Origin of the sequence: Streptomyces sp. NBC_00086 (assembly GCF_026343255.1) — a bacterium.
Taxonomy (GTDB): Bacteria; Actinomycetota; Actinomycetes; order Streptomycetales; family Streptomycetaceae; genus Streptomyces.
Genome location: NZ_JAPELZ010000001.1, coordinates 6,871,689 through 6,893,524, shown reverse-complemented (window position 1 = coordinate 6,893,524; position 21,836 = coordinate 6,871,689). Strand labels below are relative to the sequence as shown.

The window sequence follows — 21,836 nt, the reverse complement described above, 5'->3', positions numbered from 1 at the left end:
GGAGGGCAGACGGGCTGGCTGGGGGTGCGGGCAGGGCAGCCTGCGGCGCGGACCCGAGGGGTCCGGCCGTCGGCGAGGGGCTACTGCCCGGCTGCCCGGTCGGTCCGCTGGCCGAGCAGCACGGCGTCACGGCCGTCCTCCTCCTGGACCTGGACCTGGACGTTCTCCCGCAGCGACGTGGGGAGGTTCTTGCCGACGTAGTCGGCGCGGATCGGCAGTTCGCGGTGGCCGCGGTCGACGAGGACCGCGAGCTGCACCGCGCGGGGGCGGCCGAGGTCGCCGAGGGCGTCGAGGGCGGCGCGGATGGTGCGGCCGGAGAAGAGAACGTCGTCGACGAGGACGACCAGGCGGCCGTCGATGTCGTCGCCGGGAATCTCGGTGCGGCCGATCGCCCGGGCGGGCTTCATCCGCAGATCGTCGCGGTACATGGTGATGTCGAGGGAGCCGACCGGGATCTTGGCACCGGTGATCTCTTCGAGCTTGGCGGCCAGCCGGCGGGCGAGGAACACGCCGCGGGTGGGAATGCCGAGGAGCACCACATCGTCGGCGCCCTTGGCGCGTTCGACGATTTCGTGGGCGATACGGGTCAGAACACGGGCGATGTCCTGCGCTTCGAGAACGGGGCGCATGACTTCGGCGGCTGTTTCCTGATCCTGCTGATCGTGCTGAGTGTCCATGAAAAGGACCTCCTTCTCCGCCTCACGGGACGGACCTTAAAGGACGTCGGATCTACGCGTTCCAAGGTACCAGGGGGATCCCCGCGACCGGACATCGGGGCAGACCAGGACCCCTCTTAAGTGGGCGTTGGAGACCATTCGGCTTGACGCATCCAAGTAACGCTGCGTAACCTCACAGTGAGTTACCAGCCGCGCGGCGGAGCCGCACGTGGTCATGTCGTCACAGCGTCCGGGAGCGTTATGTCCAGCGAATACGCCAAACAGCTCGGGGCCAAGCTCCGCGCCATCCGCACCCAGCAGGGCCTTTCCCTCCATGGTGTCGAGGAGAAGTCCCAGGGCCGGTGGAAGGCCGTGGTGGTCGGTTCTTACGAGCGCGGAGACCGCGCCGTGACCGTCCAGCGTCTTGCCGAGCTGGCGGACTTCTACGGGGTTCCGGTGCAGGAACTGCTGCCGGGTACGACCCCCGGCGGAGCGGCCGAGCCGCCGCCGAAGCTGCGCCTGGACCTGGAGCGCCTGGCCCACGTACCCGCCGAGAAGGCCGGCCCGCTGCAGCGTTACGCGGCGACCATCCAGAGCCAGCGCGGCGACTACAACGGCAAGGTGCTCTCGATCCGCCAGGACGACCTGCGCACCCTCGCCGTCATCTACGACCAGTCGCCCTCGGTCCTGACCGAGCAGCTGATCAGCTGGGGCGTGCTGGACGCGGACGCGCGTCGCGCGGTGGCGCACGAGGACATCTAGTCCCCCAGGCCTCAGCAGAAACGTTTACCGGTGGGTGCCGGGAGCCGACAGGCTCCCGGCACCCACCGGTTTTTCATGCCCGCGGCCGGGCCGCCGAGGCAGCTCCGGCGCCGTCACGGCCACGAGTCCGGGCAGACGACGGAGGGCCCGCAGCGCGCGTGCGCTGCGGGCCCTCCGTTCACGCCGTACCGGCGGCGCCGGTCAGCTCTCGCTGCGACGCAGCTTCGGCTTGAGGTCCTTGAAGCGGCCGAGCAGTCCGTTCACGAACGAGGGCGACTCGTCCGTGGAGAACTCCTTGGCCAGCTGGACGGCCTCGTCGATGGCCACGGCGTCCGGGGTTCCGTCGACCCAGATCAGCTCGTAGGCACCGAGACGCACGATGTTCCGGTCCACGACCGGCATGCGGTCGAGGTCCCAGTCCACGGCGTAGGTGGCGATCAGATCGTCGATGCGGTCCACCTTGTCGGCGTACCCCTCGACGAGTTCCATGGTGAACTCGTTCACCGCGGGCTGGCGGTCGGTGTCCGACCGCGAGTGGCGGACCCAGTCCGCGAGGACCTCGCGCACGGAGACCCCGCGCTGGTCGGCCTCGAACAGGATCTGGAAAGCGCGCTTGCGCGCGTTGCTCCGGGCAGCCACGGTTAGCTGTTCACCCGGCCGAGGTAGTCGCTGGTGCGGGTGTCGACCTTGATCTTCTCGCCGGTGTTGATGAAGAGCGGGACCTGGATCTCGTGGCCCGTCTCCAGCGTCGCCGGCTTGGTGCCACCGGTGGAGCGGTCGCCCTGGACGCCCGGGTCGGTGTGCTCGATGGTCAGCTCGACGGCGGCCGGGAGCTCGACGTAGAGCACCTCGCCCTCGTGGCGGGCCACGGAGGCGGTGAAGCCCTCGATCAGGAAGTTGGCGGCGTCGCCGACGGCCTTCTTGTCGACCATCAGCTGGTCGAAGTCCTCCATGTCCATGAACACAAAGTACTCGCCGTCCATGTAGGAGAACTGCATGTCGCGGCGGTCGATGGTGGCCGTCTCGACCTTGGTGCCGGCGTTGAACGTCTTGTCGACGACCTTGCCGGACATGACGCTCTTCAGCTTGGTGCGCACGAAGGCCGGGCCCTTGCCGGGCTTGACGTGCTGGAACTCGACGACGGACCAGAGCTGGCCACCGTCGAGCTTGAGCACCATGCCGTTCTTGAGGTCGTTCGTGGAAGCCACGGTTTGGGAATCTCCTGCACTGGAGGACCACGGGTGCGCGCACAGCCCGGCGACGCGGGCTAGAGCGCGAGCAGCTCCTTGGTCGTAATGGTGAGTAGCTCGGGACCGCCGTCCGCCTCGGGGCGTACGACGAGCGTGTCATCGATCCGGACGCCGCCCCGGCCAGGGAGGTGAACCCCCGGCTCGACGGTGACCGGCACGCAAGCGTCCAGTTTACCCATGGCCGTAGGTGCAAGCTGCGGGTCCTCGTCGATTTCGAGACCGACACCGTGTCCGGTCCACGCCGCGAGGGCCTCGCCGTGACCTGCGGAGTCGAGTACGGAGCGGGCCGCGTGATCCACATCGCGGTACGCGGCCCCGGGCAGCAGGGCCTCCCGGCCCGCCCGCTGGGCGGCGAACACCAGCTCGTAGAGCTCGATCTGCCAGTCGGCGGGGGTCGTGCCGATCACGAAGGTGCGGCCGATCTCGCAGCGGTAGCCCCGGTAGTTCGCGCCGAGGCAGACGGAGAGGAAATCACCCTCCTCGACCCTGCGGTCGGAGGGCCGGTGCCTGGAGCGGCCGGAGTGCGGGCCGGTGCCGACGGAGGTCGGGAAGGCGGGGCCGTCCGCCCCGTGGTCCACCAGGCGGCGTTCCAGCTCCAGCGCGAGGTGCCGTTCGGTGCGGCCCACCAGGATCGATTCCAGCAGCTCCCCGAGGGCCTGGTCGGCGATCTCGGCGGCGATCCGCAGGCAGGCGATCTCCTCCTCGTCCTTGACGAGGCGCTGCTGTTCCACCGCGGTCCCCAGATCGGCCAGGCGCAGCCCGGGCGCCACCGAGCCGAGGGCCCGGTGCCGGCCGACGGTGAGGTGGTGCTCCTCGACGGCCAGGGATTCGGCGCGGGCCGCGAAGGCCGCGTCGGCCGCCGCGACGGCGGGATCCGCTCCGGGGCCGGCCAGCACGGAGAGCCGCAGGTTCTCGTCGAGCCGTCCCTCGTCGGCCTCCCCGGTGGGCTGCCCGGCGCAGAACAACATGTCCTCGCCGCCCGGACCGAGCAGCAGGACGGCGCCCAGCGGCGACGCCCCGGAGAGGTAACGGACGTTCGCCGGACGCGTGATGAGTGCGGCGGCGTTTCCGGCGGCCGCACAGCGGTCGCGAAGCAGGCCCCGGCGGGCCGCGTACACGTCTGACATGTTTCCGAGCCTACGAGTGCTGCGCGCATCCGGCCTGGTGAGCGCGGCCGTACGGGGGCCGGGCCGGGCACGGCGGGCGCCGCGGGCAGGGATACGACGGGCCGGTCAGCAGGCCGGTCCAGCAGGCAGGTCCAGAAGGCCGGTTCAGTAGGCCGGCTGGGAGATGGCGCGGGCCAGGGTCTCGTCCAGGGCGCGGGCGGTGCCCTCGACGTCCAGGTGGGAGTTGTCGATGATCGGCAGCCCCGATCCGTACCAGCCGGCCATCCGGCCGTGGATCCGTGCGACCTCCTCGTCGGAGAGCCGCCGGTTTCCGGAGCGGGCGGCGTTGCGCTCCAGGACGATCTCCAGGCCGGGCAGCAGGACGACCGGCAGCAGAGCGGGCCCGACGTGCCGCTTCCACCCGCCGAGGCCCACGACCGGCCGGTCGGGGAACACGGCGTCGTCGAGGATGCAGGAGATCCCGTTGGCCAGGAAGTTCCGGGCGGCGAAGCCGCAGGTGCGGCGGGCGAGGCGGTACTGCGCCTCGGAGTGGTCGTTCCAGCCGGCCTGCGGATCCGCGAAGCCCGAACAGACCCATTCCCGTACGTCGTCCAGGCTGATGTGCGCGGTCGGGACGGGCCGGGTGCCGGCCCAGTGCCGGGCCACCGTGGTCTTGCCGGCGCCCGCGGGGCCGATCAGCAGCACCGCGAGGGTGGCGCCGCCGGTGCCGGGGGCCACGGGCGGGAGCGGGACGTGCCCGGTGAAGCCGTCCGGCGGGCCCGGCGAGGCCAGGGGCGCGGCGTGCCCGGAGGGCACGGGAGGCGCGGGCCAGCCGGCCACCGGCGGTACGGGCGGATGCGGGGGCGCCGCCGGGTGCTGACTCCCCGGCGGCTCCCAGCCCCCGCCTCCCACTCCCTGCTGCATCCGCTGCCACTCCGTCTCGTTCCACCACGACTGATACGAGAACGTTATATGACCCCGGAGGCTCACCGGGTCACGCGGTCGTGAGACGGCACTGCCCCCACCGGCACAGAACACTTCGCTCCGGTTCGGGCAGGTTCGTACCGGCCCTGGTGGACTCAGGCCGTGACCTCGCCGAATGCTGCCACGAGGACGGCCGGGTCGGGGCCCTCCAGGACGGTCGGCTTCGCCAGCCCGTCCAGGACGATGAAGCGCAGCAGGTCGCCCCGGGACTTCTTGTCGAGCTTCATGGTCTCCAGCAGCTTGGGCCACTGGTCGCCGCGGTAGGTCAGCGGCAGACCCACCGAGGCCAGGACGGCCTTGTGCCGGTCGGCCGTCGCGTCGTCGAGCCGGCCCGCGAGCCGGCCGAGTTCGGCGGCGAAGACCATGCCGACCGAGACGGCGGCGCCGTGGCGCCACTTGTAGCGCTCGTTCTTCTCGATGGCGTGCGCGAGGGTGTGCCCGTAGTTGAGGATCTCCCGCAGGCCCGCCTCCTTGAGGTCGCTGGAGACCACGTCGGCCTTGACCTGGATGGAGCGGCAGATCAGCTCGGCCGTGTGGGGGCCCGCCGGCGTGCGCGCCGCCTCGGGGTCCGCCTCGATCAGGTCGAGGATCACCGGGTCGGAGATGAATCCGGCCTTGATGATCTCGGCGAGACCGCTGACGTAGTCGTTGACCGGCAGCGATTCCAGCGCCGCCAGGTCGCAGAGCACGCCGGCCGGCGGGTGGAAGGCGCCGACGAGGTTCTTGCCCTCGGCGGTGTTGATGCCGGTCTTGCCGCCGACGGCCGCGTCCACCATCGCCAGGATGGTGGTCGGGACGGCGATCCAGCGCACCCCGCGCAGCCAGGAGGCCGCGACGAAGCCCGCGAGGTCGGTGGTGGATCCCCCGCCGACGCCGACGATGACGTCGCTGCGGGTGAAGCCGGACTGGCCCAGCGCCTTCCAGCAGTACGCCGCCACCTCGGCCGTCTTGGCCTCCTCGGCGTTCGGCACCTGGATGGCGACGGCCTCGTACCCCTGGGCGGCGAGGTCGTCCCGCAGCGCCTCACCGGTCGAGGCGAGGGCCTCGGGGTGGATGACGGCGACCCGCTGGGCCTTCGTACCGATCAGGGAGCCCAGCTCGCCGAGCAGCTGCCGGCCGACCCGCACCTCGTACGCGTCGTGCCCGGCGCTCGCGCCGACCTGGATCCGCGTCACCTTGTCCGTCATGCGTTCTTCAACTCCAGAGCGTCGAGGACCGCCTGGGCGACCTCTTCGGGGGTGCGCTCGTCGGTGGCCACCACGACGCGCGCGACTTCGGTGTACAGGGGGCGCCGGGCGTCCATCATTTCGCGCCACTGGCGGCGCGGGTTGACGGCGAGCAGCGGGCGCGCGGCGCCGAGGCCCACGCGCTTGACGGCTTCCTCGACGTCCATCGAGAGGTAGGCGACGGGCAGCCCTGTCAGCAGCTCGCGCGTCTTGTCGTCGAGGACGGCGCCGCCGCCGAGGGCGAGGACGCCCTGGTGTCCGGCGATGGCCGCGGCGACCGCTTCCCGCTCCAGCTCACGGAAGTACGGTTCGCCCGCGTCCACGAAGATGTCGGAGATCTCCCGGCCCTGGGCCGCGACGATGTCGGCGTCGGTGTCCCGGTAGGTGACTCCGAGCCGCTGGGCGATCAGCTCGCCCACGGTGGACTTGCCGGACCCCATGGGGCCGACGAGGACCACCAGGGGTCCGGTCGAGCTGGTGCCCGTCACCGGATCTGCAGGTTGTCGAGGTAGGAGCGGACGTTGCGGCGGGTCTCCGGGACGGAGTCGCCACCGAACTTCTCCACGACGGCGTCGGCCAGCACCAGGGCGACCATGGCCTCGGCGACGATGCCCGCGGCGGGCACCGCACAGACGTCGGAGCGCTGGTGGTGCGCGACGGTGGCCTCGCCGGTGGCGACGTCCACGGTGGCGAGGGCCTTCGGCACGGTCGCGATCGGCTTCATCGCGGCGCGTACGCGCAGCAGCTCACCCGTGGTCAGACCGCCCTCGGTGCCGCCGGAGCGGCCGGAGGTGCGCTTGATGCCCTCGGGGGTGTTGACGATCTCGTCGTGGGCCTGCGAGCCGGGCACGCGGGCCAGGTCGAAGCCGTCGCCGACCTCCACGCCCTTGATGGCCTGGATGCCCATGAGCGCGGCCGCGAGGCGCGCGTCGAGGCGGCGGTCCCAGTGCACGTGCGAGCCGAGGCCGACGGGCACGCCGTAGGCGAGGACCTCGACGACGCCGCCGAGGGTGTCGCCGTCCTTGTGGGCCTGGTCGATCTCCGCGACCATCGCCTTCGACGCGTCGGCGTCGAGGCAGCGCACCGGGTCGGCGTCGAGCTTCTCGACGTCGGCGGGGGTCGGGTAGACGCCGTACGGGGCCTTGGCGGCCGCCAGCTCCACGACGTGGGAGACGATCTCGATGCCCGCGACCTCCTTGAGGAAGGACCGGGCGACGGCGCCGAGGGCCACGCGGGCGGCGGTCTCACGGGCGCTGGCGCGCTCCAGGATCGGCCGGGCCTCGTCGAAGCCGTACTTCTGCATGCCGGCGAGGTCGGCGTGGCCGGGGCGCGGCCGGGTCAGCGGCGCGTTGCGGCCGGTGTCCTTGAGGAGCGAGGGGTCGACCGGGTCGGCCGACATGACCGTTTCCCACTTGGGCCACTCGCTGTTGCCCACCATCACGGCGACCGGGGAGCCGAGGGAAAGTCCGTGGCGAACACCCCCGAGAAATGTCACCTCGTCCTGCTCGAACTTCATCCGGGCACCGCGGCCGTAGCCGAGCCGGCGCCGGGCGAGGTGGTCGGCCACCAGCTCGGTGGTGACCGGGACGCCGGCGGGAAGCCCCTCCAGCGTCGCTACCAGAGCCGGGCCGTGGGATTCCCCGGCCGTCAGCCAACGCAACCTGCTCAACGATGCTCCTCGTGCTCGCGCCTGATTCATCGATGGCGCGATCGGGTGCGCGGCCCTGACCCGCCTTCACCCGATCCTCCCATGTCCGGGCCCGTACACCGCCCTCCGGTCCAGCTATCGGACGGCGGTACACCCGGGCCCGGGGCGACATGTGGATCTAGAAAGGTTCCGTTTCGGCTCAGTGGCGGGCGCGCAGCGCCGCCTCGCCCGCGGCGCGCATGGCCCCGAGCGGAGCGGTGGGACAGCCGGTCATCAGCTCGACCTGGAGGACCGCCTGGTGGACCAGGAGGTCGAGGCCACCGAGGAGCTTGCCCCCGCGCTGCGTCCAGGCCGCGGCCAGGGGCGTGGGCCAGGGGTCGTACAGGACGTCGAAGAGGGTGCCCGCGGCGGCGGGAACGGAGGCGGCCAGTTCGTCCGTGGCACCGGCCGGGGTGGTGGCGATGACCAGCGGCGCGGCCAGCCCCTCGGCCGCCCGCGACCAGTCGGCCGTACGGACGTCCACGCCGAGGCGATCGCCCCACGCGCGCATCTCCGCGGCCCGGGCCTCGGAGCGTACGTAGACGGTCACCTCGCCGGTGCAGACTCGGGCCAGCGCGGCGAGCGCCGAGGAGGCGGTGGCGCCGGCGCCGAGGATCGCGGCGGACTCCACTTTCTCCACACCCTGCTCGCTCAGCGCGGCGAGCAGGCCGGGGATGTCGGTGTTGTCACCGATCTTGCGGCCGTCCTCGGTGAAGACGACGGTGTTGACCGTCTCCACGGAGGCGGCCGTGTCGCTGATCTCGTCGAGCAGCGGGATGATCGCCCGCTTGAGCGGCATGGTCAGCGACAGCCCGGCCCACTCGGGGCCGAGCTGCGCGATGAAACCGGGGAGCGCGGCCTCGTCGATCTCGAAGCGGTCGTACGACCACTCGCCGAGGCCGAGCTCCTGGTACGCGGCGCGGTGCAGCACCGGCGAGAGGGAGTGCTCGATGGGCGAACCCAGCACCGCGGCCCGCCTGCGGTGCATCGCGCTCCTAAAGCATTGATTTCCGGTTCCCCTCATCACGGGAAGGAATTTTAGCATCCAACGCGTTGCACCCAGCCGAGCACCCTAGAGGCTTGCTGCTGGGACGTATTGCCAACCACCGCAGCACCGGATCCCGCAATTCCCGCAAGCGAAGAACCGGATGCACGGATATCCAGCGAGCCCAAACCGGCCCAACTGAGGTCAAATTTACGAAATAGACCGAATTCAGCACTAGAGCGGGCCCCCACCTGGCCTTGCGGCCGGGCGGGGGCCCGTCAGTGGCATTCTCAAGCGCCCGGCCCACTAGCGCCCGCGCTGCTTCTCGTACTCTTCACGGTTTCGGTTGTGCTCGTCGTTTGTCACCGCGAATAGAGTCTTGTCCTCATTCACCGACACGAAGTAGTACCAGGGGCCCGGCTCCGGATTGAGCGCCGACTTAAGCGCGTCGGGGCCCGGGTTACCGATCGGACCTGCGGGCAGACCCTTGATCTTGTACGTGTTGTACGGGTCATCCAGCTTTCGGAGGGCGTCGACCGAACCGACGTCCAACGTGCTCTGGCCCTTCATGTAGTTGATGGTGGAGTCGAAGTCGAGCAGACCGTACGTCTCGGTGTTGCCGGGCTTCAGGCGGTTGTAGACCACTCGCGAGATCTTGTCGAAGTCGTGCTGGTACTTGCCCTCAGCTTGGACGAGGCTCGCGACAGTGACGAGCTGCAGCGGGTTGCTCAGCCCCAGCTTGGCCGCCTGCCCCTTGAGGTCCGCGTTGCCGTAGGCCTCGTTGGCCTTGCCCACCATCTGCTTCAGCAGCACCTGGGGGGTCGCGTCCTTGCTCAGGTCGTAACGCGCCGGGTAGAGGAAGCCCTCCAGCGGGTCCTTGATGTCCTTGTTGGTGTTGGCCCAGTCCGGCAGCCCGAGGTTCTTCGCTTCCTTGGCGGCGACCGTCTTGGTCGTGCCGGGGGCGAGCTTGAGCCGCTGGTCGATCGCCTCGTAGACCTGGACGTTGCGCCAGCCCGGGATGACGTCGAGGGCGTTCATTCCCGCCCCGTTCACCATGAGGGCCACGGCGGCCTGGGCCGACATGTGCTCCTTCATCGTGTACGAGCCGGCCTGGATGAAGTTGCCCTTGGGGTTGGCCGCGGCGGCGGCTACGAAGGCACCAGCACTCTTGACCACGCCGGCCGCCTTGAGGATGCGGCCCATCTCCCCTGTGCCCGCGCCCTTGGGGATGTCGATGGAGACCGAGCCCGTGCCATCGCCCGCGTAGTCCTCGGCCGCGGAGAACTTGTCCTTCAGGTAGCTGTAGCCGTAGTAGCCGCCACCTCCGACCACGCCGACGATGACCACGGCCGCGATGAGGCAGGCCATGCCGCTGCGCTTCTTCGGTTTGCCGCCGGAGCGGCCCGAACGGCGGCCGCCGCGACCGCCGTCGTCGCCGTCACCATCGTCGCCGTCGTCGTCACCGCTGCCGCCGCCCGCGAGGAAGGAGTCCGCCGCGGCGTCCTCTTCTTCCTGCCACGGCTCCTCGGTCTGCAGGTGCCTCATGCTCGGCGGCCGCGGAGGCGGAAAGGCCTCGGGGGTGCCGTAGAGGTCGGGGGCCTCGCCGGGGTAGTTGCTCGCCTGCTGCTGCGCGTACGGATCCGCGCCGGCGTAGGGGTCGGCGGCCTGCGGGACCGCGGCGTACTGGCCCTGCCCGGTGTCCCAGACCTGGCCCTGGCCCCCGTACGACTGCTGGTGCTGCGGGTGCTGCTGCTGGTGCTGAGGGTGCTGCGGGTGCTGCTGGGGGTGCTGCGGATACGGCATCTGCTGCTGTTGCTGCTGGTACGGCATCTGCTGGGCCTGGGGGTACTGGCCCTGGCCCTGCTGCTGCGCGTAGTAGGCCTGCTGAGGCGCAGGCTCCTGCTGGTACTGCTGCGGGCCTCCGACATAGGGCATCTGACCCTGCTGGGCCTCGTGCCCGGTCCACCCCTGGTCCCCGTACTGCGGGTCCTCGGGGTGCCACGGTTCGGGGCCAGGGCCCCGGCCATACTCAGTCATCGATCCCCTAGCGCGCCGCAGGGCGTTGGCCGCGACTCCGTCTGCCGCGACACACGGTTCCGCCTCTTCTGATGGGCGACGGCTGTTCGAATGCCGTCACATCGCGCGGAACGTTACCGTATCGCGATCAGACAACCACTTCGACGCACTCACCGGGCGGATTACCTGATACCCGTTCGGTCTCAAGAGCGTTCTGCAGGATCACCACGGCGGCCGCCTGATCGATGACGGAACGGCTCTTCTTCGCGTTCTTCCCCGAGGCCCGCAGGCCCTGGGCGGCGGTGACCGTCGTCATCCGCTCGTCCACCAGACGCACCGTCACGGGCTTGATGCCCTTGGCGAGTTCCGTGGCGAAGGCGCGGCACTTGGCCGCGGCCGGCCCTTCCCGCCCGCTGAGCGAGCGGGGCAGACCGACCACCACCTCGATGGGCTCGTACTCCGCGACGAGCTGCCGCAGCCGCCGGTGGGCGAAGGGAATGTCCCGGCCCGGAACGGTTTCCACCGGTGTGGCCAACACCCCATCGGGGTCGCACGAGGCGACCCCGATCCGGGCGTCACCGACATCGATGGCCAGACGGCGGCCGCGGCGCAGTGTCATCTTCAGGCCGTCTCTACGACGAGGCGCTCGACCGCGGCGATGGCCTCGGGGATGGCGGCCGGGTTCTGGCCACCGCCCTGGGCCACGTCCGGCTTGCCGCCGCCGCCGCCACCGAGGGTCTTGGCGGCCGTACGGACCAGCTCGCCGGCCTTGAGACCGCGCTCGCGGGCGGCCTCGTTGGTGGCGATGACGGTCAGCGGGCGGTCGTTCGCCGTGGTGAACAGGGCGACGACGGTCGGGCGGTCGCCTTGGATGCGGCCACGGACGTCGAGGACCAGCTTGCGCAGGTCGTCGGCGCCGGTGCCGTCCGGGACGGTGCCCACGACGAGCGCGACGCCGCGGATGTCCTGGGCGCCGGCGGCGAGACCGGCGGCGGCCTGGAGGACCTTCTCCGCGCGGAACTTCTCGATCTCCTTCTCGGCGTCCTTCAGCTTGCCGAGCATGGAGGCGATCTTCTCCGGCAGCTCCTCCGGACGGCCCTTGACCAGCTCCTGGAGCTGGGCGACGACCGTGTGCTCCTTGGCGAGGAAGTTGTACGCGTCCACGCCCACGAGGGCCTCGACGCGGCGCACGCCGGAGCCGATGGAGGACTCGCCGAGCAGCTTCACCAGGCCGAGCTGGCTGGTGTTGCCGACGTGCGTGCCGCCGCACAGCTCCTTGGAGAAGTCGCCGATGGTCACGACGCGCACGCGCTCGCCGTACTTCTCGCCGAACTCGGCGATGGCACCCTGCTTCTTGGCCTCGTCGATGCTCATGATCTCGGCGGTGACGTCGAGCTCGCGCGAGAGCACGTCGTTGATCTTGTGCTCGACGTCGGTGAGGACCGAGCCGGGCACCGCGTTCGGCGAGCCGAAGTCGAAGCGGAAGCGGCCGGGCGAGTTCTCGGAACCGGCCTGGGCGGCCGTCGGGCCGAGCGCGTCGCGCAGGGCCTGGTGCGTCAGGTGCGTGGCCGAGTGGGCGCGGGCGATGGCCCGGCGGCGCTGGATGTCGATGGCGGCGTACGCGGAGGCGCCCACCGTCACCTCGCCGACCTGGACGGAGCCCTTGTGTACGGAGACGCCGGGGACCGGCTGCTGCACGTCGCGGACGACGATGACGGCGCCCGAGTCGAGCTTGATGCGGCCCTGGTCGGCGAGCTGGCCGCCGCCCTCGGCGTAGAAGGGGGTGCGGTCCAGGACGACCTCGACCTCGTCGCCCTCGGAGGCGGCGGGCGCGGAGACGCCGTTGACCAGGAGGCCGACGATGGTGGACTCGCCCTGGTTGGTGGCGTAGCCGGTGAACTCGGTGGCGCCGGAGCCGTCGGCGATCTCCCGGTAGGCGGACATGTCCGCGTGGCCGGTCTTCTTGGCCTTGGCGTCGGCCTTGGCGCGGTCCCGCTGCTCCTGCATCAGGCGGCGGAAGCCGGGCTCGTCCACGGCGAGGCCCTGCTCGGCGGCCATCTCCAGGGTGAGGTCGATCGGGAAGCCCCACGTGTCGTGGAGCAGGAACGCCTTGTCGCCGGCCAGGACCGTGCCACCGGCGGCCTTGGTCTCGGACACGGCGGTGTCGAGGATGTTGGTGCCGCCCTTGATGGCCTTGAGGAAGGCGGCCTCTTCGGCGAGCGCGACGGTCTCGATGCGCTTGCGGTCGGTCACGAGCTCCGGGTACTGCTGCCCCATCGTCTCGATGACCACGTTGACCAGGTCCTGGACGACCGGGCCGGTGGCGCCCATGAGGCGCATGTTGCGGATGGCTCGGCGCATGATGCGGCGCAGCACGTAGCCGCGGCCCTCGTTGCCGGGGGACACGCCGTCGCCGATGAGCATGGTCGAGGTGCGAATGTGGTCGGCGACCACGCGCAGCGAGACGTCCGTGCCCTTTTCGGCGCCGTACTGCACGCCGGTCAGCTCGGTGGCCTTGTCCATGACCACGCGCAGGGTGTCGGTCTCGTACATGTTCTGCACGCCCTGCAGGATCATGGCGAGGCGTTCGAGGCCGAGACCGGTGTCGATGTTCTTCGACGGCAGGTCGCCCAGGATCGGGAAGTCTTCCTTCCCGTCGCCGGCGCCGCGCTCGTACTGCATGAAGACCAGGTTCCAGATCTCCACGTAGCGCTCGTCGTTGACGGCGGGGCCGCCCTCGACGCCGAACTCGGGACCGCGGTCGTAGTTGATCTCCGAACAGGGACCGCAGGGGCCCGGGACGCCCATGGACCAGAAGTTGTCCTTCTTGCCCAGGCGCTGGATGCGCTCCTGCGGGACGCCCACCTTGTCGCGCCAGATGGCCTCGGCCTCGTCGTCGTCGAGGTAGACCGTGATCCAGAGCTTCTCGGGCTCAAGGCCGTAGCCACCGTCCGCCACGGAGCTGGTGAGCAGCTCCCAGGCGTACTTGATGGCGCCTTCCTTGAAGTAGTCGCCGAAGGAGAAGTTGCCGCACATCTGGAAGAACGTGCCGTGGCGGGTGGTCTTGCCGACCTCTTCGATGTCCGGCGTACGGACGCACTTCTGCACGCTGGTGAGCGTGGACGCGGGCGGCTTGACCTCGCCGAGGAAGTACGGCTTGAACGGCACCATGCCCGCGGGCACCAGCAGCAGAGTCGGGTCGTCCGCGATGAGCGACGCCGAAGGGACAACGGTGTGACCGCGCTCCTCGAAGAAGCTCAGCCAGCGGCGGCGGATTTCAGCCGACTCCATCAGTGGTCCTCATTCCGGTTGTACGTAACAGTCGAACGGTTCGTGTTCTGGTCGTGCTCGATGGCCCGCAGCCGCCGCGGCCCGGGAAGGGCGGTGACGTTGGCGGGCAGGTCGGGATCCTGGTGGAGTCCCAGTGCGTCGTTCAGCTCGTCCTCGCGCTGCGACATCCCCGACTTGACGTCGAGGGCGAAGTCCTTGAGGCGGTGGCCCGCCTCGATCGCCTTGTCGGCGGCCTGCGCGGCGAGGCTCTCCGGCGTCAGCTTCTTGAGCTGCCGGTTGACCTTGGTGGTGGCCCACACGCCGGCGGCCGCGCCGGCGGTGAACCAGAAGGCTCGGCGGAACATCGGAGATCTCAGCCCTTCTGCTTCCGGCGCCGGGCGGCCGGCACCGTACGGCCGACGATCACGGTCCGTCGGGAGGTCTTGGCCGGCGCGTCCTGCGGGGTCGCGCCGGCCTTGCCGAGCGCCTTGCGGACGCCGTAGCCGAAGGCCGCGACCTTGACGAGCGGGCCGCCGAAGGTGGACGCGACGGTGGAGGACAGCGCGGAGGCGTTGGAGGTGACTTCCTGTACGTCGCTCGCGATGGCGTCGACCCGGTCGAGCTGGGTGCGGGCGGAGCGAACGGTGGTGGAGGCGTCCGCGAGCAGCGGGACGGCCTGCTCGGTCACGTCGGCCACCAGTTTGGTGGTCGCCTTGAGCACCTGGGCCAGCCTCACCAGCACCACGGCGAGGAAGGAGACCAGGATGGCCCAGAAGACGGCCACCAGGATCCCGGCCACCTCTCCACCGGACACGTTCACACCGCTCTCTACAGATTGATCACCAAGCGAAAAAGTCGTCCTCCGACCCTATCGCGCCGGAGATCCGCCGCAGTACCGCAATTCCGGGGCGCCGCGCCCGCCGGGCGGCGGGAACCGGCCCGCCTTGTACGCAGCGCATGCGGACCAGTACGCTCCGTGTCCCATGCGACAAGGACCCATTCCACGAAGGACGCCGGGCAATCTTCCCTCGGACCTGAGCGGCTTTGTCGGGCGGGGCGGGGAACTCACCGAGCTGGGGCGGCTGCTGGACGCCTCGCGGCTGGTCACGGTGACCGGCGCGGGCGGCGTGGGCAAGACCCGCCTGGTACTGGCGGCCGCCAGGGCGGCCGCCGACGCGGCGGCCGGTCCCGACGAGGCCGGTGGCGCTGCGGACCCGGCGCAGGAACGCTACTGCGATGGCGTGTGGCTGGCCGAGCTGGCCTCCGTACGGGATCCGGCGCTGCTGGAGCTGACGCTCGCCGAGGCGCTCGGGCTGACCGACCACACCACCCGTCCACCCCGGACGGTCCTTGCCGAACACCTGGCCGAGCGGCGGCTGCTGCTGGTCCTGGACGGCTTCGAGCAGCTGGTCGACGAGACCGCCGACCTGGTACGGGACCTCCTGCGCCGCTCCCCCGGCCTGCGCGTGCTCGCGGCCGGCCGGCGCCCGCTGACCCTCGACGGGGAGCTGTCCTGGCCGCTGGCCCCGCTGGGGCCGGAGGAGGCCCTGGCCCTGCTGATCGAGCGGACCTCGGCGGCCGATCCGGCCTTCTCCGTGACGGAGTCCAACCGGGCGGAGCTGGCCGAGCTGTGCGCCCGCCTCGACGGCCTGCCGCTGGCGCTCGAGCTGGCGGCGGGCCGGCTGCGCACGCTGTCGCCGGCGCAGGTGCTGTCCCGGCTGGAGGACCGCTTCGCCCTGCTGACGGGCGGCTCGCGCGGCGCGCTGCCCCGGCACCGGGCGCTGCGCACGGCGATCGGCTGGAGCCACGAGCTGTGCACGTCCGGGGAGCGGCTGCTGTGGGCGCGGCTCTCGGTGTTCGCGGGGCAGTTCGACCTGGACGCCGCCGAGTACGTGTGCGCGGGGCCGGACCTGCCGGTGGATTCGGTGCTGGACCTGGTCGGGGAGCTGCTGGGGCAGTCCCTGCTGGTCCGGGAGGAGACGGCGGCCGGGGTCCGCTACCGGATGCTGGAGAGCGTACGGATCTACGGGGCGGGCTGGCTGGAGTCGCTGGGCGACGCCCGGCGGCTGCGGCGCCGGCACCGGGACTGGTACATGGGCCTGGCGACCTGGTGCGAGCTGGACTGGTTCAGCCCGCGCCAGGAGGAGGTCGCCGCACTGGTGGAGGCGGAACTGCCGAACCTCCGGCTCGCGCTGGAGTGCTGCCTGGACGAGCCGGAGGAGATCCACCTGGGCCAGTACCTGGCGGGCACCCTCTGGTTCTACTGGGCGGGCTGCGGCCGGCTCACCGAGGGCCGGCACTGGCTGGACCGGACCCTGGAGGTCGACCTCGGGCGCACCGGCTCGACGGGGGTGGAGTACGAGAGCTCCCGGCTGAAGGCGCTGTGGGTGCTCGGGTACGTGGCCGCCCTGCAGGGCGACTCGGTGGCCTCGATGAGCGCGCTGTACGAGTGCCGGGACGGGGCCGCGCGGAGCGAGAACCCGGTGGCGGGTGCGTACGCCGTCCACCGGATGGGCTGCCTGGCACTGGTCTCGGACGACATGGCCCGGGCCGGGGAGCTGCTGGGCTCGGCGCTGGAGCGCTACCGGGAAGCCGGGGAGCTCAACAGCAACGTGCTGATGTGCCAGGTGGAGCTGGCGATGGCGCTGGCCTTCCAGGGGGAGCTGGCGGGCGCGCTCACCCTGTGCCGGGAGGTCCGGGACATCTGCGAGGAGCGCGGGGAGCGCTGGACCAAGGCGTACGCCCTGTACGTCCTCGCGTACGCGGCGCTGGACACCGGAGGCACGGCCGAGGCGCGGCTGCTGCTGGCCGAGTGCGTGGCCATCAACCACACGTTCCGCGACCTGGTGGGGCTGGTGCTGGCGGTGGAGCTGCTGGCGCTGGTCACGGTCGCCGAGGGGCATCCGGCGGAGGCGGCCGTCCTGCAGGGCGCGGCGGAGCCCCTGTGGGACGGGGTGGGGATGCGGCTGTTCGGCTCGGGGTACTTCAACGCCCCGCGGCTGATGTGCCAGGAGCGGGCGGGCGAACTGCTGGGCGCCGAGCGGTACGCGTCCTGCGCCCGGCACGGCCGGACCCTGCCGCTGGACGTTCTGGTGGAGCGGGCCCTGCGGGGACCGGAGCCGGCGCCCGTGCCGGCGGGTCCGCTGCCGAGGCCGCGCGGCGCCGCGGAGCGGGCCGAACGGACCGAGCGGCCGTTGGCGCACCCGGGGGCGAAAAACAGGAAACCCGCCGGCTCCCCCGAGGGGGAACCGGCGGGCTGAACCAGCCTGTGAGGGCTACGTCCGCTGGTACTGCTGGATCAGCGGGCGTAGTACTCGACGACCAGCTGCTCGTCGCAGATGACCGGGATTTCCTTGCGGTTCGGGTCGCGGTCCAGGCGGAAGGCCAGGGCCTTCAGGTTGACCTGCAGGTAACGCGGGGTTTCGCCCTCGCCTGCGTAGCCACCCTCACGGGCAACCTGGAACGGAACCTTCTCGCGGCTGCGCTCGCGCACCGTGATGACGTCGTCCGGACGGACGCGGAACGACGGCTTGTCGACCTTGTCGCCGTTGACCTCGATGTGGCCGTGAACGACCATCTGGCGAGCCTGGTAGATGGTGCGGGCAATGCCCGAACGCAGAACCAGGGCGTCGAGGCGACGCTCGAGCTCGACGACCAGCGCCTCGCCCGTCTTGCCTTCGGCCTTCTTGGCGCGGTCGTACGCGCGGGCCATCTGACGCTCAGAGATGTCGTACTGAGCGCGCAGACGCTGCTTCTCCAGCAGACGAACCTTGTAGTCCGAGTTCTGCTTGCGGCCACGGCCGTGCTCGCCCGGCGGGTAGGGGCGGGCCTCGAAGTACTTGACGGCCTTCGGGGTCAGCGCAATGCCGAGGGCACGCGACTTCTTGACCTTGGGTCGCTTCTGGTTCACGTGGAACCTACCTCCATGTAAGTTAGGTGAGGCTTACCTTAGCGAGGAGGACGTAATGTCTCGACCACATGGGATCCCCCTGCCCAGTGCGCACCGAAGTTCAGATCCAAACGAAACAGGATCTGCTTTCGGCGACGATAAGCAAGGTCAGCCGCGTCCCAGGGAAGGCGTTCGGCAGCTCACCGGAGCCGAACGCGTACGAACCCTCGTAGAGTCCAACGCCTCAGTATCCCTCACGCTCCCCGGTGCTCGTGACCAGGGGGAGTTCGGGACAGGGATGCCGGCCGCAAGGACCGTCACCCCGGACGGGGACGTGATTCTCCTGGTATCAGGGGAATCCGCGGCTGCCAGGGCAGCCGCTCACGCCCAGGACGACGACCTCACCGCCGTGATCGAGATCACGGATGTGGCGCCGGTGTCCGTGCCCCATCGTATCCGAGGCCGCGCCTGGCTCGCCGGGTGGCTCACGCCGGTGCGCGGGGCCGCCGAGCGGGCGGCCTGCGCGGCGCTGCTGGCCGAGCGGCACCCGGTCGGCGAGCTCCTCGGCCTGACCGAGTCCCTCGACGCTCCGCCCGCCGGGCGGCCCGCCTGGATGCTGCTGCGCCTGGAGGTCGGCGAGATCTCCGTGGACGACCTGTGGGGGGCCGAGCACGTGGACCCCGAGCTGCTGGCCGGGGCCGAGCCCGACCCGATGGTGGCCCACGAGACGGAGCTCCTCCAGCACCTGGCCTCTTCGCACGGGGACCGGATGGGTGACCTGTGCGGCCTGCTGGGCACCCGGGAGACGGCGGACCTGACGGCGGTCCCCCTCGCGCTGGACCGGCTGGGCCTGCGCGTGCGCTTCACCCGCGGCGCCACCGCCTTCGACGCCCGCTTCGACTTCCCGGAGCCGGTGACCGACGTCTGCGGCCTGCGCCGGGCGATGAGCACCCTCTTCGCCGGTTAGGCCGACTGGGCGGGCTAGGCCGGGCAGGTGCCGAGCATCTCCTGCAGCGCCTGCTTCTCCGGCGGGGTCACGGAGAGCCCGTACTTCGCCTTGATCCCGGTGTACCGCCGCGCGTACTCGCACCAGTAGCCCTTCTGGGGCGGCTTCCACTTGTCCGCGGTCTTGCTGCTCTTGTCGTAGTTGGTCTGCTTGTCCACGGCGAGCAGCACGTCCAGGTCGTTGGCGTACTCCAGGCGCCGCTGCGGGGTCCAGGCGTACGCGCCCCCGCGCCAGGCGGCGCCGAGGGCGACGACGTGGTCGGTCTGGATCTGCGAGGCGCGGCGGTAGTAATAGGGGAGCTCCTTCCCCGTGTACGGATCCTTCAGCACCCCGGACAGCACGACGCAGGGGTTCCTGTCGCCCTCGCGCAGCTCCCGGAGGTCCCTGCGCAGGACGTCGTCGCGGGTGTCGCAGCCGTTGCGTCCGCCGATGGCGTCGGTCTCGTCGGACCAGTACTTGCCGAAGTTCTCGCGCTTGTACGTCTCCCAGTTCTTGCCCCACTCGACCTTGAGCTTGCCCAGCTGGGTCTTGGCCGTGGCCGCGGTGGGCGGGAACCCGGCGCTCGCGAGGGGGACCTGGGCGACGAGTGCGGCGGCGCTGGCCTGTGCCCTTTCGCCGTCTCCGTGGTGACACCCACTGAGCAGCAGCGTGGCCGCGACGGCGATGAGCGGAGCGGGACGTCCCATGCGACGGAGCCTAGGCCCGGCCCTCTTGCCCGGCACCCGCGACACGACGCCGCTGCGCGGGGTGAAGCCCCGGCCTCAGCCGCATTCAGCCCCGCCGGCGTTGGAGGCGCGGGGGTCCGGGGGCGGCGCCCCCGGGAGCGGCCCCGCAGGTCAGGAGCCGGCGCCCCGGAGCCGCTCGCGGACCTTTTCCACCACGTCCGCGTAACGGGCTTCGGCCCCGTACCGGGTCGGCTCGTAGTACCGCTTGCCGTGCACGGCATCCGGCGCGTACTGCTGCGCAGCAATCGCGCCGGGCACGTCGTGCGGGTACACGTACCCCACCGCGTGCCCCAGCTTCGCCGCCCCCTTGTAGTGGCCGTCGCGGAGGTGCGCCGGGACGGTCCCCGCCAGTCCGGCCCGGACATCGGCCAGCGCCGCGCCGATCGCCGTCGTCGCGGTGTTCGACTTCGGGGCCAGCGCCAGCGCGATCGTCACGTGCGACAGCGTGAGCGAGGCCTCCGGGAAGCCGATCATCGCCACCGCCTGGGCGGCGGCCACGGCGAGCGGCAGGGCCGTCGGGTCGGCCAGTCCGATGTCCTCGCTGGCCGAGATCATCAGCCGGCGCGCGATGAACCGCGGGTCCTCCCCCGCTTCGATCATGCGGGCCAGATAGTGCAGCGCCGCGTCCACGTCCGAGCCCCGGATCGACTTGATCAGCGCGCTCGCCACGTCGTAGTGCTGGTCGCCGTCCCGGTCGTACTTCACCGCGGCCCGGTCGACGGCCTCCTCCACCGTCTGGAGGCTGATCTCCGGCTCCCCCTTGGCGATCGCCGAGCCCGCGCCCGCTTCCAGGGCCGTCAGCGCGCGCCGCGCGTCTCCGCCGGCGATCCGCAGCAGGTGCGCCTCCGCGTCCGCGGGCAGGGTGACCGCGCCCCCGAGGCCCCGTTCCTCCGTCAGCGCCCGGTGCATCAGGGCGCTCAGGTCCTCGTCCGTCAGCGGTTCCAGCGTCAGCAGCAGCGAGCGGGACAGCAGCGGGGAGATGATCGAGAAGTACGGGTTCTCCGTGGTCGCGGCGATCAGCGTGACCCAGCGGTTCTCCACGGCCGGCAGCAGCGAGTCCTGCTGCGCCTTGCTGAAGCGGTGGATCTCGTCGAGGAAGAGGACGGTGTCCTTGCCGTATCCGCCGGCCGCCCGCTTGGCGCCCTCGATGACGGCCCGTACTTCCTTCACACCGGCGGTGATCGCGGACAGCTCGACGAACCGCTTCTTCGTCGCCTGGCTCACCACGTACGCGAGCGTGGTCTTACCGATGCCCGGCGGGCCCCAGAGGATCACCGAGGAGGCGCCGGCGGGACCGCCCGCTCCGTCCCCGACGAGCCGGCGCAGCGGGGAGCCGGGCTTCAGCAGGTGCTGCTGCCCGACGACCTCGTCCAGGGTGCGCGGACGCATCCGGACGGCGAGCGGAGAACTGGAGGGGTCCTTCGCCTGGCGGTCTTCGGCGGCTGCGGTGAAGAGATCTGGTTCCACACCGGAAGCCTATGCGAGCCCACCGACACTCCCGTCCGGACGGATCAGGTGGGCGGGAGGTCAGGAGGTCAGGACATCCAGAAGTCCCACCAGCGGGTCAGGATCAGCATCCCGATGATCCCGATGTGCAGGACGGGCAGCACCCAGGTGAACTCGTCGAAGAGGCCGCGCAGCCAGCCGGGGGCCGGCAGCAGCCTGTGGCGGACGTTGTGCGAGGTGACGTACCAGAACATGACGATGGTGGCGACCCAGGCCAGGCAGCACCACAGGCACAGGGAGTTGATGTTGTACAGCGACTGGTACATCAGCCAGGTGCAGAAGCCGACGCCGAAGAGCATCCCGGCGTTCAGGGTGAGCCAGTACCAGCGCGGGAAGCGCGCCCGTGCGAGCAGGCTCATGCCGACGCACACGACCATGCCGTAGGCGACCAGGCCCAGCATCGGGTTCGGGAAGCCGAAGACCGACGCCTGGTCGCTCTTCATGATGTTGCCGCAGGAGACGATCGGGTTGAGGCTGCAGCCCGGGACGAAGTCCGGGTCCTCCAGCAGCTTGAACTTGTCGATCGTGATGACCCAGGCGGCGAGCAGACCCGCGGCTCCCGTGATCACCAGCAGCAGGGCGAGCGCCCGGCTGCCGCCGACGGCCGTCCGCGGCTCGGCGGTGTCCGTATCGGTCCCTCGTGTCGTCATCCGGCCCGCTCCACATCTGCAAGGTCAACAAGCACCGGCCATTGTGCCGTACCCGGCCGGGCTGTCCACCGTCCGGCGACTGTCCACCGATCGACGGACAGGAGGCGGTACGCACGGG

General features: G+C 70.9%; 21 protein-coding genes. 3 read left to right on the top strand and 18 right to left on the bottom strand.

Annotation, left to right across the window (positions count from 1 at the left end; genetic code table 11):
* Positions 1-80 precede the first annotated feature (80 nt).
* Positions 81-677 (bottom strand): bifunctional pyr operon transcriptional regulator/uracil phosphoribosyltransferase PyrR, encoded by a 597-nt coding sequence (pyrR, locus tag OG276_RS31320; RefSeq protein WP_266910411.1) that lies wholly within the window; start codon positions 675-677, stop codon positions 81-83.
* A 240-nt stretch (positions 678-917) separates the two neighbouring features.
* Here pyrR and bldD point away from each other — a divergent pair, with 240 nt between their 5' ends.
* A complete protein-coding gene (bldD, locus tag OG276_RS31315; RefSeq protein ID WP_069929708.1) occupies positions 918-1,418 on the top strand; it encodes a transcriptional regulator BldD in 501 nt (166 codons plus the stop codon).
* Positions 1,419-1,619: 201 nt separating this feature from the next.
* Here the strand turns inward: bldD and nusB are convergent, their stop codons facing one another.
* The 13 genes from nusB to OG276_RS31250 form a co-directional block, all read right to left on the bottom strand.
* Positions 1,620-2,057: a transcription antitermination factor NusB gene (gene nusB, locus OG276_RS31310; RefSeq protein ID WP_214948214.1), complete on the bottom strand. Its 438-nt coding sequence runs from the start codon at positions 2,055-2,057 to the stop codon at positions 1,620-1,622.
* 2 nt (positions 2,058-2,059) lie between these two features.
* Complete coding sequence (efp, locus tag OG276_RS31305; RefSeq protein WP_243334327.1) at positions 2,060-2,626, bottom strand: elongation factor P; 567 nt, start codon at positions 2,624-2,626, stop codon at positions 2,060-2,062.
* A gap of 59 nt (positions 2,627-2,685) precedes the next feature.
* Positions 2,686-3,795 (bottom strand): aminopeptidase P family protein, encoded by a 1,110-nt coding sequence (locus tag OG276_RS31300; RefSeq protein WP_266910408.1) that lies wholly within the window; start codon positions 3,793-3,795, stop codon positions 2,686-2,688.
* Positions 3,796-3,939: 144 nt separating this feature from the next.
* The gene (locus tag OG276_RS31295) at positions 3,940-4,698 is read right to left on the bottom strand and encodes an AAA family ATPase (protein WP_266910406.1); all 759 of its coding nucleotides are present in this window, start codon (positions 4,696-4,698) and stop codon (positions 3,940-3,942) included.
* 155 nt (positions 4,699-4,853) lie between these two features.
* Positions 4,854-5,945 (bottom strand): 3-dehydroquinate synthase, encoded by a 1,092-nt coding sequence (gene aroB / locus OG276_RS31290; protein WP_266910404.1) that lies wholly within the window; start codon positions 5,943-5,945, stop codon positions 4,854-4,856.
* Positions 5,942-6,424, bottom strand: a complete 483-nt coding sequence (locus OG276_RS31285) for a shikimate kinase (RefSeq protein ID WP_266913271.1) — start codon at positions 6,422-6,424, stop codon at positions 5,942-5,944. The genes aroB and OG276_RS31285 overlap by 4 nt, the downstream gene beginning before the upstream one ends.
* A gap of 44 nt (positions 6,425-6,468) precedes the next feature.
* Positions 6,469-7,653: a chorismate synthase gene (gene aroC / locus OG276_RS31280; RefSeq protein WP_266910402.1), complete on the bottom strand. Its 1,185-nt coding sequence runs from the start codon at positions 7,651-7,653 to the stop codon at positions 6,469-6,471.
* A 178-nt stretch (positions 7,654-7,831) separates the two neighbouring features.
* Positions 7,832-8,659 carry a shikimate dehydrogenase gene (locus OG276_RS31275; protein WP_266910400.1) on the bottom strand — a complete coding sequence of 276 codons (828 nt, stop codon included), beginning with the start codon at positions 8,657-8,659 and terminating at the stop codon, positions 7,832-7,834.
* A gap of 303 nt (positions 8,660-8,962) precedes the next feature.
* Positions 8,963-10,693 carry an endolytic transglycosylase MltG gene (mltG, locus tag OG276_RS31270; RefSeq protein ID WP_266910398.1) on the bottom strand — a complete coding sequence of 577 codons (1,731 nt, stop codon included), beginning with the start codon at positions 10,691-10,693 and terminating at the stop codon, positions 8,963-8,965.
* A gap of 127 nt (positions 10,694-10,820) precedes the next feature.
* On the bottom strand, positions 10,821-11,291 hold the full coding sequence (gene ruvX / locus OG276_RS31265) for a Holliday junction resolvase RuvX (protein WP_243334308.1): 471 nt from the start codon (positions 11,289-11,291) through the stop codon (positions 10,821-10,823).
* 2 nt (positions 11,292-11,293) lie between these two features.
* Entirely contained in the window at positions 11,294-13,963 is a 2,670-nt protein-coding gene (gene alaS / locus OG276_RS31260; protein WP_266910395.1) for an alanine--tRNA ligase, read from the bottom strand.
* Positions 13,963-14,307, bottom strand: coding sequence for a DUF6167 family protein (locus OG276_RS31255; protein WP_266910393.1), 345 nt, complete (start codon positions 14,305-14,307; stop codon positions 13,963-13,965). Before OG276_RS31255 ends, alaS begins: the two co-directional genes overlap by 1 nt.
* An 8-nt stretch (positions 14,308-14,315) precedes the next feature.
* Complete coding sequence (locus OG276_RS31250; RefSeq protein ID WP_266910391.1) at positions 14,316-14,756, bottom strand: DUF948 domain-containing protein; 441 nt, start codon at positions 14,754-14,756, stop codon at positions 14,316-14,318.
* A gap of 169 nt (positions 14,757-14,925) precedes the next feature.
* On the opposite strand from OG276_RS31250, the gene OG276_RS31245 reads away from it, so the two are divergent.
* Positions 14,926-17,202 (top strand): AAA family ATPase, encoded by a 2,277-nt coding sequence (locus OG276_RS31245; protein ID WP_266910389.1) that lies wholly within the window; start codon positions 14,926-14,928, stop codon positions 17,200-17,202.
* 38 nt (positions 17,203-17,240) lie between these two features.
* Here the strand turns inward: OG276_RS31245 and rpsD are convergent, their stop codons facing one another.
* Complete coding sequence (rpsD, locus tag OG276_RS31240; protein ID WP_008740451.1) at positions 17,241-17,852, bottom strand: 30S ribosomal protein S4; 612 nt, start codon at positions 17,850-17,852, stop codon at positions 17,241-17,243.
* A 277-nt stretch (positions 17,853-18,129) separates the two neighbouring features.
* On the opposite strand from rpsD, the gene OG276_RS31235 reads away from it, so the two are divergent.
* Entirely contained in the window at positions 18,130-18,798 is a 669-nt protein-coding gene (locus OG276_RS31235; protein WP_266910387.1) for a DUF2470 domain-containing protein, read from the top strand.
* Positions 18,799-18,812: 14 nt separating this feature from the next.
* Here OG276_RS31235 and OG276_RS31230 read toward each other — a convergent pair whose 3' ends face one another.
* From OG276_RS31230 to OG276_RS31220, 3 genes are all read right to left on the bottom strand, one after another.
* Positions 18,813-19,523 (bottom strand): HNH endonuclease family protein, encoded by a 711-nt coding sequence (locus tag OG276_RS31230; RefSeq protein WP_266910385.1) that lies wholly within the window; start codon positions 19,521-19,523, stop codon positions 18,813-18,815.
* Positions 19,524-19,673: 150 nt separating this feature from the next.
* On the bottom strand, positions 19,674-21,029 hold the full coding sequence (locus OG276_RS31225; RefSeq protein ID WP_266910383.1) for a replication-associated recombination protein A: 1,356 nt from the start codon (positions 21,027-21,029) through the stop codon (positions 19,674-19,676).
* 68 nt (positions 21,030-21,097) lie between these two features.
* Complete coding sequence (locus OG276_RS31220; RefSeq protein ID WP_266910381.1) at positions 21,098-21,718, bottom strand: vitamin K epoxide reductase family protein; 621 nt, start codon at positions 21,716-21,718, stop codon at positions 21,098-21,100.
* Positions 21,719-21,836: the final 118 nt, after the last annotated feature.